Annotated in this window: 20 protein-coding genes; 16 read left to right on the top strand and 4 right to left on the bottom strand. The window is 62.5% G+C overall.

Annotated elements, in window-relative coordinates:
* The first annotated feature begins 20 nt into the window (after positions 1–20).
* Both FJ973_RS22455 and FJ973_RS22450 read left to right on the top strand, forming a co-directional pair.
* Positions 21–434 (top strand): DUF2306 domain-containing protein, encoded by a 414-nt coding sequence (locus tag FJ973_RS22455; protein ID WP_140557759.1) that lies wholly within the window; start codon positions 21–23, stop codon positions 432–434.
* A 22-nt stretch (positions 435–456) separates the two neighbouring features.
* A complete protein-coding gene (locus FJ973_RS22450) occupies positions 457–882 on the top strand; it encodes an OsmC family protein (protein ID WP_140498836.1) in 426 nt (141 codons plus the stop codon).
* Positions 883–887: 5 nt separating this feature from the next.
* On the opposite strand, the gene FJ973_RS22445 is transcribed toward FJ973_RS22450, so the two are convergent.
* Positions 888–1517 (bottom strand): MarC family protein, encoded by a 630-nt coding sequence (locus tag FJ973_RS22445; protein WP_140498833.1) that lies wholly within the window; start codon positions 1515–1517, stop codon positions 888–890.
* A gap of 173 nt (positions 1518–1690) precedes the next feature.
* Complete coding sequence (locus FJ973_RS22440) at positions 1691–2227, bottom strand: hypothetical protein (RefSeq protein WP_140498831.1); 537 nt, start codon at positions 2225–2227, stop codon at positions 1691–1693.
* 87 nt (positions 2228–2314) lie between these two features.
* Here FJ973_RS22440 and FJ973_RS22435 point away from each other — a divergent pair, with 87 nt between their 5' ends.
* Both FJ973_RS22435 and gyrA read left to right on the top strand, forming a co-directional pair.
* Positions 2315–3145 carry an AraC family transcriptional regulator gene (locus FJ973_RS22435; RefSeq protein WP_140557823.1) on the top strand — a complete coding sequence of 277 codons (831 nt, stop codon included), beginning with the start codon at positions 2315–2317 and terminating at the stop codon, positions 3143–3145.
* A 183-nt stretch (positions 3146–3328) separates the two neighbouring features.
* Entirely contained in the window at positions 3329–6127 is a 2799-nt protein-coding gene (gene gyrA, locus FJ973_RS22430) for a DNA gyrase subunit A (RefSeq protein ID WP_140557758.1), read from the top strand.
* Between the two features lie 67 nt (positions 6128–6194).
* On the opposite strand, the gene FJ973_RS22425 is transcribed toward gyrA, so the two are convergent.
* The gene (locus FJ973_RS22425) at positions 6195–6347 is read right to left on the bottom strand and encodes a hypothetical protein (RefSeq protein ID WP_140498827.1); all 153 of its coding nucleotides are present in this window, start codon (positions 6345–6347) and stop codon (positions 6195–6197) included.
* Between the two features lie 194 nt (positions 6348–6541).
* On the opposite strand from FJ973_RS22425, the gene coaD reads away from it, so the two are divergent.
* The 7 genes from coaD to tgt all read left to right on the top strand — a co-directional run bounded on the left by coaD (position 6542) and on the right by tgt (position 11119).
* On the top strand, positions 6542–7042 hold the full coding sequence (coaD, locus tag FJ973_RS22420; protein ID WP_140498825.1) for a pantetheine-phosphate adenylyltransferase: 501 nt from the start codon (positions 6542–6544) through the stop codon (positions 7040–7042).
* 110 nt (positions 7043–7152) lie between these two features.
* Positions 7153–7647, top strand: a complete 495-nt coding sequence (locus FJ973_RS22415) for a peptidylprolyl isomerase (protein WP_224518951.1) — start codon at positions 7153–7155, stop codon at positions 7645–7647.
* Between the two features lie 27 nt (positions 7648–7674).
* A complete protein-coding gene (locus FJ973_RS22410; RefSeq protein WP_140525351.1) occupies positions 7675–8187 on the top strand; it encodes a peptidylprolyl isomerase in 513 nt (170 codons plus the stop codon).
* A 12-nt stretch (positions 8188–8199) separates the two neighbouring features.
* Positions 8200–8649, top strand: coding sequence for a DMT family transporter (locus tag FJ973_RS22405; protein WP_140515312.1), 450 nt, complete (start codon positions 8200–8202; stop codon positions 8647–8649).
* On the top strand, positions 8649–9737 hold the full coding sequence (queA, locus tag FJ973_RS22400) for a tRNA preQ1(34) S-adenosylmethionine ribosyltransferase-isomerase QueA (protein ID WP_140557756.1): 1089 nt from the start codon (positions 8649–8651) through the stop codon (positions 9735–9737). Before FJ973_RS22405 ends, queA begins: the two co-directional genes overlap by 1 nt.
* Entirely contained in the window at positions 9727–9996 is a 270-nt protein-coding gene (locus FJ973_RS22395) for a hypothetical protein (protein WP_140525349.1), read from the top strand. The genes queA and FJ973_RS22395 overlap by 11 nt, the downstream gene beginning before the upstream one ends.
* Positions 9989–11119 (top strand): tRNA guanosine(34) transglycosylase Tgt, encoded by a 1131-nt coding sequence (gene tgt / locus FJ973_RS22390; protein ID WP_140525348.1) that lies wholly within the window; start codon positions 9989–9991, stop codon positions 11117–11119. The genes FJ973_RS22395 and tgt overlap by 8 nt, the downstream gene beginning before the upstream one ends.
* A 4-nt stretch (positions 11120–11123) precedes the next feature.
* Here the strand turns inward: tgt and FJ973_RS22385 are convergent, their stop codons facing one another.
* Positions 11124–11543 carry a DUF4864 domain-containing protein gene (locus tag FJ973_RS22385; RefSeq protein WP_140498811.1) on the bottom strand — a complete coding sequence of 140 codons (420 nt, stop codon included), beginning with the start codon at positions 11541–11543 and terminating at the stop codon, positions 11124–11126.
* 264 nt (positions 11544–11807) lie between these two features.
* On the opposite strand from FJ973_RS22385, the gene FJ973_RS22380 reads away from it, so the two are divergent.
* The 5 genes from FJ973_RS22380 to FJ973_RS22360 all read left to right on the top strand — a co-directional run bounded on the left by FJ973_RS22380 (position 11808) and on the right by FJ973_RS22360 (position 16375).
* Positions 11808–12044, top strand: a complete 237-nt coding sequence (locus FJ973_RS22380) for an Lrp/AsnC family transcriptional regulator (RefSeq protein WP_010909609.1) — start codon at positions 11808–11810, stop codon at positions 12042–12044.
* 170 nt (positions 12045–12214) lie between these two features.
* Positions 12215–13627: a circularly permuted type 2 ATP-grasp protein gene (locus tag FJ973_RS22375; RefSeq protein WP_181170936.1), complete on the top strand. Its 1413-nt coding sequence runs from the start codon at positions 12215–12217 to the stop codon at positions 13625–13627.
* A gap of 139 nt (positions 13628–13766) precedes the next feature.
* Positions 13767–14708, top strand: a complete 942-nt coding sequence (locus FJ973_RS22370) for an alpha-E domain-containing protein (protein WP_140498807.1) — start codon at positions 13767–13769, stop codon at positions 14706–14708.
* A gap of 7 nt (positions 14709–14715) precedes the next feature.
* Complete coding sequence (locus FJ973_RS22365; protein WP_140557753.1) at positions 14716–15510, top strand: transglutaminase family protein; 795 nt, start codon at positions 14716–14718, stop codon at positions 15508–15510.
* A gap of 133 nt (positions 15511–15643) precedes the next feature.
* On the top strand, positions 15644–16375 hold the full coding sequence (locus FJ973_RS22360) for a peptidase (RefSeq protein WP_140498804.1): 732 nt from the start codon (positions 15644–15646) through the stop codon (positions 16373–16375).
* Positions 16376–16463: the final 88 nt, after the last annotated feature.

The raw sequence follows: 16463 nt of genomic DNA, 5'->3' as shown, positions 1-16463 counted from the left end.
GCATTTGAGGAGAGGGCGCGATGTCGCTCGGACCGCTCCTATCGGCACGTCCTCCGATCCCATGGCATGCGCTCGCGGCCTTTGCCGCGCTGGCGATAGGCGGCGTGCAGCTGGCGCTGCCGAAAGGCACGCTGCGCCACCGCGCGATGGGCTATCTCTGGGCGGCGCTGATGCTGGCCGTCGCCATCTCGAGTTTCTGGATCCAGCAGATACAGCTCATTGGCCCTTTCAGCCCGATCCATCTCTTGTCGATCCTGGTGCTGGTCACGGTGCCGCTGGCGGTCTGGCATGCACGCAATCACCGCGTCGCCAAGCACCGCAAGGCGATGATTGCGTTGTATATCTTTGCACTGGTGGGTGCCGGTGTCTTTACGCTGGTGCCCGGCAGAATCTTGCACGACGTGGTCTTCGGCGTCGCGCAAGCCAGACCGTGATCCCGAGTGGAAGGAATATCAGTTGAAAGCACGCATCAAATGGGTCGAGGAACGCACCTTCGTCGGCGAGTCCGGCACAGGCCATAAGGTCGTACTGGGGACCGCGTTCGGCCCTGAAGGGAGAACGCCGGGGCCGAGCCCGATGGAACTGGTGCTGATCGGCACCGGCGGCTGCTCGGCCTATGATGTCGTCCATATCCTCGAAAAGGGGCGCGAGGCGATCGAGGACTGTGTGGTCGAGCTCGATTCCGACCGAGCCGAGACCGATCCCAAGGTGTTCACCCGCATTCATATGCATTTCATCGTCAAGGGCAGGGCGCTGTCGCCCGACAAGGTGAAGCGGGCGATCGATCTCTCGATCGAAAAATACTGTTCGGCTTCGGCCATGATGTCCAAGACCGCCGCCATTACCCACGATTTCGAAATTATCGACACGACGGCAAAATAAGCGGCCTATGAGGCCATCAGCGCCTTGATGCCGTCAGCCACGAACTGGACGGCAAGTGCCGCCAGGATAACGCCGAGCAGGCGGGTCAGGATCGAACGGCCGGTCTGGCCGAGGATGCGGTCGATGCGCTCCGACAGCACGAACACGAGATAGGTGATGGCGAGGCAGACGAAGATGATGCCGACCAGTGCCGCCTGGGCGCCAAAGCCCTGAAACGAGCCGGAGAGCAGGACAGTCGCCGAAATCGCGCCGGGGCCGGCGATCAGCGGGATCGCCAGCGGGAAAGCGGCGATGTTGTGGATCATGTCCTTGGTGATGGCGACGTCGCCGATCTTCTCCTTGCGGTCTTGCCGGCGCTCGAACACCATTTCGAAAGCGATGAAGAACAGAAGGAACCCGCCGGCGACGCGGAATGCCGGCAGCGTGATGCCGAACACCGACAGGATCGACGCGCCGGCAACCGCGAACAGCGCCATCACAAGGAAGCCAATGACCGAGGCGCGGACCGAGACCTGCTGGCGCTCCTCGCGGTTCATGCCGCGCGTTATCGCCAGAAACAGCGGCGCCAGCCCGGGCGGGTCGATGGTCACCAGAATGGTGACGAAGGCGTTGAACAGGCTGTCGAAACTCGGCATCTCTCACCCCTCCCGCCGGGCCGAGCCCGCATCCCGACATTGGTAGAGCAAAGCAGGGACGGAGGAAACCGGCTGGGGAGAGGCGGCTCGCGAACTCTGCGAAAGCCGGCTGGGCCGAGGGAGACGCGAAAGAACGCAGGGAATGCCTGAGTTTGCGTCGCGGGCTTGCTTGATCAGGTACGGCCAGAGCGCCGCGCCAGGAACTCCACTTCGAGCCGCCATGTCGCGCCATTGTCGTGCGAGCGCTCGCCGAGCCAGCGGAAGGAATTTTCGGTTATTCGTGAAAAGCTCCAACGTACGGAGGAACCGGTGCCGTCGGCGCCCACTTGGACAATCGTGTCGCCTTCGGCGCGACCGAGTTGGCGGCTGTAATACTGGTTGCGCGGATCGCTCCAGAAAATATGCCAGGCGTTTGCGCCGGGATCGTAGACGCGCAAGGTCGTGCCATAAAAGGTCCATTTGCCGAGAGAAGGCGAGGGGCCGGCATCGCGCGCGGGCAGGATCCAGACGTCCTGGATCGCGCGGCCTTCCAGCACCCAGCCGAAATGCACCTCGCCGCGTCCGGTCAGCACGGTGCCGTCCTCGAGATGACGGCTGGCATCGAAGGTCCAGGCGCCGACGAAGCGGCCGTAGAGATCCAAATTCTCGGCAAAGCCGGGGGCGGGCCCGTCGCTGTGCAGGGCTTCGGTAAAAGTGGGCTGGTTGGTCATGGCTGGTGCCTTCATGCTGTCAAGAGACCGCAAGCGATAGGCCGGGGCAGGGTTCTGCGCTTGGGAAAAATTGCTATCTTTCAGGCTATGACGACGAGCGACAGGATCATTGCCTCGGGGCCAGGCTGGCAGGTGTCGGACGTGGTGTGCACGGCCGGCGCCGGCGACCGGCCGTTCGAGGAGGAGCACAGGACATTCTGCGTCGCCGCGGTGACCAGCGGCACCTTCCGCTATCGCGCCAGCCAGGGTACCGCGATGCTCGCGCCAGGCGCGGTGCTGCTTGGCAATCCCGGCACATGCTACGAATGCGGCCACGAGCACGGCGCCGGCGACCGCTGCCTCTCCTTCCATTTTGCTCCGGCTCATATGGAACGGATCGTGGAGAACGTACCAGGCGCCAGAATGCTGGCCTTCGAGGCGCCAAGGTTGCCGCCACTGCCGATGCTGATGCCGCTGCTGGCCGAAGCGGAGGCCGCGCGCGATATGGCCGAAACCGCTGCTTTCGAGGAACTCGGCTTGCGCATTGCCGGCGCGGCTGTCGCCGCAAGCTCAGGGCACACCAAGATGACGCGGACACCCAGCCGCCGCGACCAGAAACGGGTCGCGGAGGCGGTTCGGCGTATCGAGATCGATGCCGATCAGCCACTTTCGCTGGCCGTGCTGGCGCGGGAGACGGCGACCAGTCCGTATCATTTCCTGCGCACATTCCGGCAGATTGCCGGAATGACCCCTTACCGGTTTCTGCTGAGGACCAGGCTGCACCGGGCAGCAGTGCGGCTCCACGCTTCGGACGAGGCCATCTCGACGGTCGCCTTCGAGGCCGGCTTCGGGGACCTTTCGACCTTCAATCGCCGCTTCCGGCGCGAAATGGGCGAGACGCCCGGCGGCTATCGCGCCCGCCGCGCGGGCCGCCGCTAACACGAGATGGCGGGCCTTTGCGTCGACGGCTCCGAAAAGCACATCGGCCATATCGTCGCAATCACCGGTATCCTTTTGAAATCACCGCCAAAATCGACACGGGAAAAGTGCCGTCGACATTGGAGTTTCGGCCGCGCTTCCTATATATACGGCAAGTGATTCCTGTTTAGATTGTGATCCGATTTGACCGACCAAAAAACACCGCGCGGCGCCGACGGCGGCCCCACCGGCATCGAGCCGATTTCGATCATCGAGGAGATGCAGCGCTCTTATCTCGATTACGCCATGAGCGTGATCGTCAGCCGTGCGCTGCCCGACGTGCGCGACGGCCTGAAGCCGGTGCATCGCCGCATTCTCTTCGCCGCGCATGAGAGCGGCTATCACTGGAACCGCAAATATGTGAAGTCGGCGCGCCCGGTCGCCGACGTGATGGGTAAATACCATCCGCATGGCGACGCCTCTATCTATGACGCCCTGGTGCGCATGGCGCAGGACTGGTCGCTGCGCGTGCCGCTCATCGACGGGCAAGGCAATTTCGGCTCGATCGACGGCGATCCGCCGGCGGCCATGCGCTACACCGAGTCGCGGCTGACCAAGGTCGCGCATGAACTGCTGGAGGATATCGACAAGGATACGGTCGATTTCCAGGACACTTACGATGCTTCCGGCAGCGAGCCGAAGGTCCTGCCGGCGCGCTTTCCCAATCTGCTGGTCAATGGCTCGGGCGGCATCGCCGTCGGTATGGCCACCAACATCCCGCCGCACAATCTGGGCGAAGTCTGCAACGCCGCGATCGCGATCATTGACAATCCGGCCATCGACCTGCCGGCGCTGATGGAAATCATTCCGGGGCCGGATTTCCCGACCGGCGGCATCGTGCTCGGCCGCTCCGGCATCTACAGCGCCTATTCGACCGGCCGCGGCTCCATCGTCATGCGCGGGAAGGTCAACATCGAGGCCCGCGGCAATGACCGCGAATCGATCATCATCACCGAGGTTCCCTACCAGGTGAACAAATCGTCGATGATCGAGAAGATGGCCGAACTGGTGCGCGACAAGCGCATCGAGGGCATTTCCGACATTCGCGACGAGAGCGACCGCCAGGGCTATCGGGTCGTCGTCGAGCTGAAGCGCGACGCCGTGGCCGACGTCATCCTCAACCAGCTCTATCGCTTCACGCCGCTGCAAACCTCTTTCGGCGCCAACATGGTGGCGCTGAATGGCGGCAAGCCCGAACTGCTGACGCTGACCGATATGCTGAGGGCATTCGTGTCCTTCCGCGAGGAGGTGGTTACCCGGCGCACGAAGTTCCTGCTGCGCAAGGCGCGCGACCGGGCCCACGTGCTGGTCGGCCTCGCAATCGCCGTCGCCAACATCGATGAAGTGATAAAGCTGATCCGCACCGCGCCGGACCCGCAGACGGCGCGCGAGCAGTTGATGGAGCGGCGCTGGCCGTCCGGCGACGTCGAATCTCTGATCCTCCTGATCGACGACCCGCGCCACCGCATCAACGAGGACGGCACCTACAATCTGTCCGAGGAACAGGCGCGCGCGATCCTGGAGTTGCGCCTGCAGCGCCTGACGGCTCTCGGCCGCGACGAAATCGCCGACGAGTTGAACACGATCGGCGCCGAGATCGTCGACTATCTCGATATCCTTTCGTCCCGCGCCCGCGTCCAGCAGATCGTCAAGGACGAGCTCGCGGCCGTGCGCGACGAATTCGGCACGCCGCGCCGCACCGAGCTGAGCGAAGGCGGCGCGGACATGGAAGACGAGGACCTGATCCAGCGCGAGGACATGGTCGTGACGGTGAGCCATTCCGGCTACATCAAGCGCGTGCCATTGTCGCTCTACCGGGCGCAACGCCGCGGCGGCAAGGGTCGCTCGGGCATGTCGACCAAGGAAGAGGATTTCGTCACCCGCCTGTTCGTGGCCAATACGCACACGCCGGTGCTGTTCTTCTCCTCGCGCGGCATCGTCTATAAGGAGAAGGTCTGGCGCCTGCCGATCGGGAATCCGCAGTCGCGCGGCAAGGCGTTGATCAACATGCTGCCGCTGGAGCAGGGCGAGCGCATCACCACCATCATGCCGCTGCCGGAGGATGAGACGAGCTGGGGCGAGCTCGACGTGATGTTCGCCACCACGCGCGGCACGGTGCGCCGCAACAAGCTTTCCGACTTCGTCCAGGTCAACCGCAACGGCAAGATCGCCATGAAGCTGGAGGAGGAGGGCGACGAGATCCTCGGCGTCGAGACCTGCACCGACAATGACGACGTGCTTCTGACCGCCAGCTCCGGCCAGTGCATCCGCTTTTCCGTCGGCGACGTGCGCGTCTTCCAGAGCCGCAACTCGGTCGGCGTGCGCGGCATCGCCATGGCCGAAACCGATCGCGTCATTTCGATGGCCGTCATCGAGCATGTCGATGCGCCGCCGGCCGAACGCGCCGCCTATCTGAAGCGCGTGGTGGCCGAACGGCGCCTGGCCGCCGGCATCCCGGCAGGCGAGGAGGAAGAGATCGCGTTGACCAACGAAGAGGTCGGCGAGGAGGCGGAGCTGTCGGACGAGCGCTATGAGTTCCTCAAGGCGCATGAGCAGTTCGTGCTGACGGTGACGGAATACGGCTACGGCAAGCGCTCATCGTCCTATGATTTCCGTCTGACCGGACGCGGCGGCAAGGGCATTCGGGCCACCGACGTGTCGAAGACGGCCGAGATCGGCAGGCTGGTGGCAACCTTCCCGGTCGGCAATGACGACCAGATCATGCTGGTGTCCGACGGCGGTACCGTTATCCGGGTGCCGGTCAATGGCATCCGCTTCGCCAGCCGCGCCACCAAGGGCGTGACCATTTTCAACACGGCGGAAGGCGAGAAGGTGGTTTCGGTCGAGCGGATTTCCGAGCCGCAATCGGACGAGGAAGAAATCGTCGAGGTTGGTGCCGAGATCGATCCGGCGGCCGATGCCGGCCTGGATGATGCGCAATAAGTCTGGCTTGGACAGACATGGCAACGCCGGCCAATCGGCCGGCGCGTCGCAACAAATTCAGGCTAACTCAATAGTGACGGTGAGGCTTGCGGGGCCCGAACCCTTCGAAGCGTTTGGCGTTGGTCTTGATGCGGACGCGCTGGGCCTCCTGATGCAGCCCGAATACAGTGGCGATCAGCATGGCGACGGTCATTGCAGTGGCGAGCATGTAGATCAGCATGTGCGTGTTCTCCTGCGCTCTACAACGCTTACATGGGACTTTGGTTTCATCTTCTTAAAGGGGCAAGGTAGTGAACGCTGCGTGAAGCGTTCGTGATCGGCGCATTCATCTGTCGTTCATCCCTGCAAAAAGGTTCAAGGGGATCGCATCAATGAGATTTGCCTTCCGTCCGCGCGCCCGTTAGAAGCACCGGCATGACCGAGCGCATCGCCCTTTATGCCGGCTCCTTCGACCCGTTGACCAACGGCCATCTCGACGTGCTGAAGGCGTCGCTGGCCGTGGCGGACATCGTCTATGCGGCGATCGGTATCCATCCCGGCAAGAAGCCGCTGTTTTCCTTCGAGGAGCGGGTCGAACTCATCGAGGCCGCGACCAAGGCCGAATTCGGCCGCGACGGCACACGCATCAAGGTGGTCGCCTTCGACGGGCTGGTCATCGATGCGGCCAGGAAACAGGGAGCCTCGATCATGATCCGCGGCCTGCGCGACGGCACCGATCTCGACTACGAGATGCAGATGGCCGGCATGAACGAAACGATGGCGCCTGAGCTGCAAACGGTTTTTCTGCCCGCCAGCCCCTCGGTCAGAACCATTACCGCCACACTTGTCCGCCAGATTGCCTCGATGGGCGGCGACATCCGCCCTTTCGTGCCGGCCGCCGTTGCCGGTGCGCTCACCGCTAAATTCGCAAAATAGGTTTCTCGGAGAAGACCATGCAGCTGAAAAAGCTCGCCTCGTTCCTCGTCGTGCTTGCCGGTCTCGTGACAGCATCGGCCTCAGCCTATGCCGCCGACCCGGAAAACACCATGATCATAACGTTGAAGGACGGCGACGTGACCATTGCGCTGCGTCCCGATCTCGCGCCCAAGCATGTCGCGCAGATCAAGAAGCTGGTGCGTGAGCATGCCTATGACAACGTCGCCTTCCACCGCGTCATCGACGGCTTCATGGCGCAGACAGGCGACGTCAAATTCGGCAACATGAACAAGGGCTTCAACGCCCAGGCTGTCGGTACCGGCGGCTCCGACCTGCCGGACCTGCCGGCGGAATTCTCGCAGACCGAGCACTACAAGCGCGGCGTGGTCGGCATGGCACGCTCGCAGGATCCGAATTCGGCAAACTCGCAGTTCTTTATCATGTTCGCGCCGGCGCCGCCGCTCGACGGCCAGTACACGATCGTGGGCAATGTCGTCAGCGGCATGGAACTGGTGGACCACATCAAGAAGGGCGACGAGGCCGACAACGGCACGGTCACCGATCCCGACCGGATGATCAAAGTGCGCATCGCCGCCGACAAATAGTTCTGTTTTTTGAAAAGGATATCAGACATGGCCGACATCAAGGATCGCGAAAACGCGCTCATCATGGAAACGACCAAGGGCAAGGTCGTCATCGAAATGCTTCCCGACCTGGCGCCCGGCCATGTCGCCCGCATCAAGGAACTGGCCCGCGAAGGCGCCTATGACGGCGTGGTCTTCCACCGCGTCATCGAGGGCTTCATGGCGCAGACCGGCGACGTCAAGTTCGGCAATTCGAGCAAGCCCTCTTTCGCGCCTTCTCGCGCTGGCATGGGCGGTTCCGACAAGCCGGATCTCAAGGCCGAATTCTCCAATGCCAACCACGGCCGCGGCACCTGCTCGATGGCGCGCTCGCAGAATCCGAACTCGGCCAATTCGCAGTTCTTCATCTGCTTCGACGATGCAGCCTTCCTCAATCGCCAGTACACGGTCTGGGGCCAGGTCATCGAAGGCATGGACAATGTCGACAAGATCAAGCGCGGCGAGCCGGTGCAGGATCCCGACAAGATCGTGTCGCTGAAGGTCGCGGCCGACGTCAAGTAAGGCGGCAGGACAATGATGGGCGTCGTCTGGTCGCTTCTCGGCATCTTGTCCGGCGCCTTCATTGCCATTCAGGCGCCGATCAATTCGCAGTTGGCGCGCGGCCTGGGGCTCCCGGTCGCGGCTGCCGCGTTTTCGTTCCTGTCGGGCGCCATCGTGCTCGGCATCATTGCCGTCGCGGTGGTGAGGCTGCAAGGCATCTCGCTCGACTGGAAGGCGCCCGCGCCGTGGCTGTTCATCGCCGGCGGCATGCTGGGCGGCTTCTACGTCACACTGTCCACCATCCTGACGCCACGCATCGGCGCCGCCGCGCTGATGGCGTTCCTGGTGGCGGGCCAGTTGCTGGCGGGCATGCTGATCGACCGCGTCGGATTCCTCGGCGTCGCGGTTCGCGAAATCTCGCTCGGCCGCGTGGCCGGCGCGGTGCTGCTTCTGGCCGGGGCGCTGCTTATCAGGCTCTTCTGATGCGTGTCGATCTGTTCGATTTCGACCTGCCGGAAGAGCGTATCGCGCTTCGCCCGGCAGAGCCGCGCGACAGCGCAAAGATGCTGGTGGTCAGGCCCGGCGAGGGGGTTTCGAACCGGGCGGTCAGCGACCTGCCTTCCCTGCTCCAGGCCGGCGACGTGCTGGTCTTCAACGACACCAAGGTTATCCCGGCGCAACTCAAAGGTATCAGGCGGCGCGGCGAGGCGGCGGCGCAGGTCGAAGCCACATTGCACATGCGGATGGCGCCGGACCGTTGGCTGGCCTTCATGCGGCCGGGCAAGCGCGTTGCCGTCGGCGACCGCATCCATTTCGGCCATGACGGCAATTCCTGCTTCCTCGGCCAGCTTGACGCCACGGTGATCGAAAAGGGCGAGGCGGGCGAGGCGCTGCTCGGCTTCGACCTGTCGGGCCCTTTCCTCGATGAGGCGCTGCATGCGGTCGGCCACATCCCACTGCCGCCCTACATCGCCTCGAAGCGGGATGACGACGAGCGCGATCGGGCCGATTATCAGACCATCTATGCCCGGGAGGAAGGTGCCGTAGCGGCGCCGACGGCCGGTCTGCATTTCACGCCGGAGCTGTTTGCCGCACTCGACGCAAAGGGGATCGAACGCCGCTTCGTCACGCTCCATGTCGGCGCCGGCACGTTCCTGCCAGTGAAGGTGGACGACACCGCCGACCACAAGATGCATGCGGAGATCGGCTCAGTCAGCGAGGCAACAGCCGACGCGTTGAATGCGGCAAAGGCGAGGGGCGGGCGCGTCATTGCCGTCGGTACGACCTCGCTGCGCCTGCTGGAAAGCGCCGCGCGAGAGGATGGCGTGCTGGCTGCATGGTCCGGCCCGACCGACATCTTTATCACGCCCGGCTACCGTTTTCGCACCGCCGACATGCTGACGACCAATTTCCATCTGCCGCGTTCGACGCTGTTCATGCTGGTTTCGGCTTTCAGCGGCCTCGATACGATGCGCGCCGCCTATGCGCATGCCATTGAGCACGATTACAGATTCTACTCCTACGGAGATGCAAGCCTGCTGTATCGAGCGGAGATGAGCGATGGACGATGACCTCGACAGGCTGGACCGCGACAGTTTGATCGCCGAAGTCAAAAAATTGCGCGCCGGCATTCGCCAGCATCGCGATGCATCGGGGCACGATCTTTGCTGGCATCATCCCGATTTGTGGGACCTGCTGCCCGAGAAGATCGATCCGGCAATCGCCGTGCCGCCCTGGCCAAAATTCATGCGCGGCTGCATCCACTATCGCCAGTCGCTGGACGAACAGGCTCCGGGCGCACCGGCACACGACAAGGAATTCAATGGCTGAGACGTTCACCTTCAAGGTGCTGGCGACCGAAGGCAGGGCGCGGCGCGGCTTGATCAGCATGCCGCGCGGCGAAATCCGCACGCCTGCCTTCATGCCGGTCGGCACCGGCGGCACGGTCAAGACGATGTACATGGATCAGGTGCGCGGCGTCGGCGCCGATATCATCCTGGGCAATACCTACCATCTGATGCTGCGGCCCGGCGCCGAACGCGTGGCGAAGCTTGGCGGCCTGCACGAATTCGCCCGCTGGCCGCATCCGATCCTGACCGACAGCGGTGGCTTCCAGGTCATGTCGCTGTCAAAGCTTCGGAAATTGACCGAGAAGGGCGTCACCTTCCGCTCCCATATCGATGGCGCATCCTATGAAATGTCGCCGGAGCGTTCGATCGAGATCCAGGGCCTGCTCGATTCAGACATCCAGATGCAACTCGACGAATGCACGGCGCTGCCGGCCGCGCTCAAGGAAATCGAGCGCGCCATGGAATTGTCGCTGCGCTGGGCCGAGCGCTGCAAGACGGCGTTCGGCGACCAGCCCGGGAAGGCGATGTTCGGCATCGTGCAAGGCGGCGACAATGCGGATTTGCGCGTGCGTTCTGCGCAAGCGCTGAGCGCGATGGATCTGAAAGGCTATGCGGTTGGCGGCCTTGCCGTCGGTGAACCGCAGGCGGTCATGCTCGACATGCTCGACATCACCTGCCCGGAACTGCCCGATGACAAACCACGCTATCTCATGGGCGTCGGAACGCCGGACGACATCTTGAAATCGGTGGCGCGCGGCATCGACATGTTCGACTGCGTGATGCCGACGCGGGCCGGCCGGCATGGGCTTGCCTATACAAGGCGCGGCAAGGTCAATCTGCGCAACGCCCGCCATGCCGACGATCCGCGCCCCCTCGATGAGGAAAGCGACTGCCCGGCGGCACGCGATTATTCCCGCGCCTATCTGCACCATCTCGTGCGCTCGCAAGAGGCACTCGGTGCGATGCTTCTGACCTGGAACAATCTGTCCTATTATCAGAAGCTGATGCAGGACATACGCGCCGCGATAGAGACCGGCACTTTCGAGGCACGCGCTGCCGAAATTACCGAGGGCTGGGCGAGGGGCGATATCCCGGCGCTGTGACGGTTCAGGTGCTCAGCGAATTCGACGCGCGCAGGCTGCAGCCGGTGATTTGGAACGTGCCGTCGGGCTGTCGCTCCAACGTGTAGACAGCTTCATAGTCCTTGCCGTCAGGGCCGACGATCAGCACCTGCTGGATGATCGAGGTCGGACCCGTCTCCTCGACCTTGCCGAACGAGTAGCTCCGTGGGTTGCGCACCGGCGCGTAGCCGTTGGTCACCATGTTCATGAAGGTGTCGACGGTCGGGAAGATCCGCTTCACGTTCGGTGCGGCGAAGCTGTAGGCCGTGACGCCGTCATCGGCCAGGAACGCTCTCAGCTGGCCGTCAATGGCCGCTTGCGCCGCCTTGATCTCGGCCTCGCCGGCAAACGCCGACAAGGGCAGGAGGAGAGGAAGGAATGCGAATGCGAAAAGCGTGCGGCGCATAGCCTGTTTCCCTTGTCTTTCGAGAACTTGCCTTTCGAAAAATCCTGCCCGTGCAGGCATCCTAACATACGTTTGGTGGCGCTTCAGGGTTTCACCGGCGGCGAATATTCAGTGTTGTCGCGCGACGAAGTCCAGGCAGCCTTGGCGGAATTGCGGGAGGCGTGGCCAACGCTCGAACCGGCTAAGTACCGTTCCAGCGCTTGAAAGCCCGCCTCCAGTCTGCCAGAAGGGCCGCTTGGATTGGACGTTTAGCAGGGCGGAGCCATGAAGGCGTTTTTCGTGCAGATCAAATGCGAACTGGGCAAGTCGTATGAGGTTGCCAGCGCGCTCGCCGACGCCGAGATCGCCTCGGAAATCTACTCCACTGCCGGCAATTACGATCTGCTCGCCAAGTTCTATGTCGACGACGAGGAGGATGTCGGCCACTTCGTCAACGAGAAGGTGCAGATTCTTCCCGGCATCAAGGACACGTTCACCGTCGTCACTTTTCGCGCCTTCTAGCGTCGGAGCCCATTGCCCGAGCATGAGGCAAAGCGTGACCAAGCTCATATTTCCGCTGCCTCAATTTTAGGCAGGGGCGACATACTGATCGCCCGCATCCCTCAAATCACCGATTGCGCTTGATTTTCTCCGGCGGCGCCAGTGAAATGGCGTCACAGGGGAGTATGCGATTGGCAGCGTTCGATGAAATGCTTCCGGAGGTCTCCGGACTTAGAAGACCGTATTCGGCTTACGATCGCTGGCTGAAAGAGCAGGACCCGGCCAGGCTTACCGAGAAAATGCAGGATGCCGAACGCGTCTTCCGCAAGACCGGCATCACCTTCGCCGTCTATGGCGAACAGGAAGCATCCGAGCGGCTTATCCCCTTCGACATCGTTCCGCGCATCATTTCTGGCAATGAGTGGCGCCGCCTCACGCAAGGCATCGAGCAGCGCGTGCAGGCGCTGAACGCCTTTCTCGACGATATCTATCACCGCCAGGAAATCCTGCGGGCCGGACGCGTTCCCCGCGACCTGATCGCCAGGAACGAAGCCTTCCTGCCCGAGATGATCGGGGTCAGGCCACCCGCCGGCGTCTACACCCACATCATCGGCGTCGATATCGTGCGCATCAGCGAAAACGAGTTCTACGTGCTGGAGGACAATGCGCGCACCCCATCGGGCGTTTCCTACATGCTGGAAAACCGCGAGACGATGATGCAGCTCTTCCCCGAGTTGTTCCAACAAATCAAGGTGCGGCCGGTGGAGAACTATCCGCAGCTTTTGCGCCAGTCGCTGGCGGCGGTGCGGCCGCAGAACGCCAAGGGCACGCCGACCATCGCCGTGCTGACGCCCGGCAGCTACAACTCCGCCTATTTCGAACATGCCTTCCTGGCTGATCAGATGGGGGTGCAACTGGTCGAGGGGCAGGATTTGCGCGTGGTGGACGGTCATGTCGCGATGCGCACGACCGAAGGCTACAAGCAGATCGACGTGCTCTATCGCCGGGTGGACGATGCCTTCCTCGATCCGCTGACTTTCCGGCCGGACTCCGCGCTCGGCGTGCCTGGCATCATGGATGTCTACCGGGCCGGCAACATTACGATCGCCAATGCGCCGGGAACCGGTATCGCCGACGACAAGGCGATCTATTCCTACATGCCCGAGATCGTCGAATTCTACACCGGCCGCAAGGCGATCCTCGGCAATGTTCCGACCTGGCGCTGTTCGGAGCCGGACAGCCTGAAATATGTACTCGAACACATCGATGAGCTGGTGATCAAGGAAGTGCACGGTTCAGGCGGCTATGGCATGCTGGTCGGACCGGCGGCGACCAAGAACGAATGCCAGGATTTCGCCAAGAAGCTGCAGGCCAAGCCGTCCAATTACATCGCCCAGCCGACGTTGGCGCTCTCGACCTGTCCGATCCTGACCGAAAAGGGCCTGTCGCCGCGCCATGTCGATCTGAGACCCTATGTGCTGGTCTCCGACCGCATCCAGATCGTGCCGGGCGGGCTCACGCGCGTCGCGCTTAAGGAGGGCTCTCTGGTGGTCAATTCCTCGCAAGGCGGCGGCACGAAGGATACCTGGGTGCTGGATGATTGAGATGAGTAGTCAGTAGTCAGTAGTCAGTAGTCAGTAGTTGGTATCAGAGGGGACAGAACAATGCCGTATCCAATCGAAACTCGAACATTCCCTACTCGCTACTCACTATTCCCTACTCACTAGCCCGAAGGGCCACTCCATGCTTCTCGGCCGTACCGCCAACGGGCTCTACTGGATGAACCGCTATATCGAGCGTGCGGAAAACATGGCGCGCCTGGTCGATGCGGGCCTGCGCATGGCGCTGACGCGCACGCAGAGCGCGTCGGAAGAGTGGAATTCGGTGCTGCTCAGCGCCGGCTCCGACGTCGCCTACACGCAGAAGTATCAGGACTATACGGCGGCCGATGTAGCCGACTTCCTGTTGCGCGACACGTCGAACCCGTCGAGCACGATGTCGTCGATCGAGACGGCACGCAACAATGCCCGCATGGTGCGTACCGCGCTGACGCGGGAGACCTGGGAAAGCATCAACGAGGCCTGGATGGCGCTGAAGCGCATGCTGGCAAGGCCGATCGACGAGCGTGACCTGCCAAACGTGCTCGATGCGATCAAGCGCGAAACGGCGCTGATCCGCGGCTCGTTCTACGGCACCATGCTGCGCAACGAGATCTTCGATTTCTCGCAGCTCGGCACCTATGTCGAGCGCGCCGACAATACGGCGCGCATCCTCGACGTGAAGTACTACGTGCTCTTGCCGTCGATCTCCTGGGTCGGCTCGACGCTCGACAATTACCAGTGGGAATCGATCCTGCGCTCGGTATCGGCGCACCGCTCCTACCGCTGGGTCTACGACGCCGACTACAAGCCGACCAACATCGCCGACTATCTGATCCTCAATGTGCGCATGCCGCGATCGCTGACCTTCTGCTATCGCTTCCTGGCCGAGCACCTGAAGTTCCTCGGCGACGACTATGGCGGGCGCCATCCCTGCCATGCGACGGCGGAAAAGACCCAGGCCATGCTGCAGGCAGGCTCGATCAAGGATATTTTCGACGCCGGCCTGCATGAATTCCTTGCCGGCTTCATTCGCGACAACACCAGGCTCGGCGACGAGATCGCGCAGGATTACAGGTTCTATTGAGGAGGCCATGCGGCTCAAGATCACCCATCGGACCGAATACCGTTACGACGCACCGGTGCAGTACCTGCTGCAGCGGCTGCGGCTGCTTCCGGTGAGCGGGCGCACGCAGACCGTGCTGTCCTGGGCCCTGAAGGTAGAAGGCGCGCGCGAGGAAGTGCGATTTGCCGACCACTACGGCAATGACACCCGATTGTTGAGCGTCGAGGGTGACCATGATTTCATTACGGTCGAGGCGTCAGGCGAGGTGGTGACGCGCGATACATCGGGGGTTTGTGGGCCGCATCAGGGATTCGCGCCGCTCTGGCTGTTCGCACAGGAGACGCCTTTGACCATGATCGGCGATGGCATTCGCGCACTCGCCGAGACAGCCGGCAAGGGCACCGATATCGAAAGACTGCACCGTCTGATGGCTATCATCTCCGAGCGGGTCGCCTATGCGCCGGGCACCACCAATGCGACGACCCCGGCTGAAGAGGCTCTCGCGCTGAAAACCGGGGTCTGCCAGGATCATAGCCATATCTTTGCCGCCACCGCCCGCGCCATGGGTTTCCCGGCACGCTATGTCAGCGGCTATCTGATGATGGACGCGGCCATCGAGCAGGCGGCAAGCCATGCCTGGGCCGAAGCACATGTTCAGGGCCTCGGCTGGGTTGCCTTCGACCCCTCCAACGGTATCTCTCCTGATGAGCGCTATGTGAGAGTGGCGACGGGGCGCGACTATCGCGATGCGTCGCCGGTTTCGGGGATTCTGCTGGGAGAGGCGCAAGAGCGGCTTGCCGTCACCGTCACGGTGGAGCAGTAGTCACCCGATGCAGGTCGTCCAACGCCACCTTGGTTTGGGTGACGACATGCATGAAAACAAGGACCTGAGCGCGCCGCATGGATCCGTTCCGACGCGACGCGGTTTTTACGGTTCGCTGCCGGAAGAGTAAACCATGACCTATTGCGTCGGCCTCAAGATCGATCGCGGGCTCGTGTTCATGTCGGACACGCGCACCAATGCCGGCATGGACTCGATCTCCACCTTCAAGAAGATGCATGTCTGGGAAGATCCCGGTGAGCGCGTCATCGTGCTGATGTCGGCCGGCAATCTGGCGACGACGCAAGCCGTGATCAGCGTGCTCGACGAGCGCACCAAGGCGGTTGGCGACCGGCACGCGGCAGTGCTCGAAACGCCGTCCATGTACCAGACGGTGCGGCTGGTCGGCGAAACCGTCAAGGACGTCATCGCCCATTCCTCGCCCGCCGGCGACAAGGCCGATTCCTACTTCAACGCCTCCTTCATCCTGGGCGGCCAGATAAAGGGCAGCGCACCGCGCCTGTTCATGATCTATCCCGAGGGCAATTTCATCGAATCGACCGATGACACGCCCTTTTTCCAGATCGGCGAGACCAAATACGGCAAGCCGATCATCATTCGCGCTTATGACCGGTCGATGAGTCTCGCGGAGACCGTGAAGCTGCTTCTGGTATCGTTCGATTCCACGCTGAAGTCGAACCTGTCGGTCGGGCTGCCGCTGGATCTGCTTTTCCTGGAAAAGGATGCCTTCCAGGTCGGGTTGAAGAAACGGATCGGTCATGACGACCCGTACTACCGCACGATCTCCGAGGGATGGTCGAGCGCCTTGAAGACGGCGTTTGCCAGTCTGCCGGATTTTCCGGGATAAGGACGCGCCGGATTTCTCCGGTGGTTGCAAATGTTTAACAGTGGTTTTTGACAACCGGGGCGAAGGGCGCCGGTGAAGCGATCATGTC

It is taken from the genome of Mesorhizobium sp. B2-1-3 (assembly GCF_006442495.1).
Classification (GTDB): domain Bacteria; phylum Pseudomonadota; class Alphaproteobacteria; order Rhizobiales; family Rhizobiaceae; genus Mesorhizobium.
This window is presented reverse-complemented; position numbering and strand designations above follow the sequence as displayed.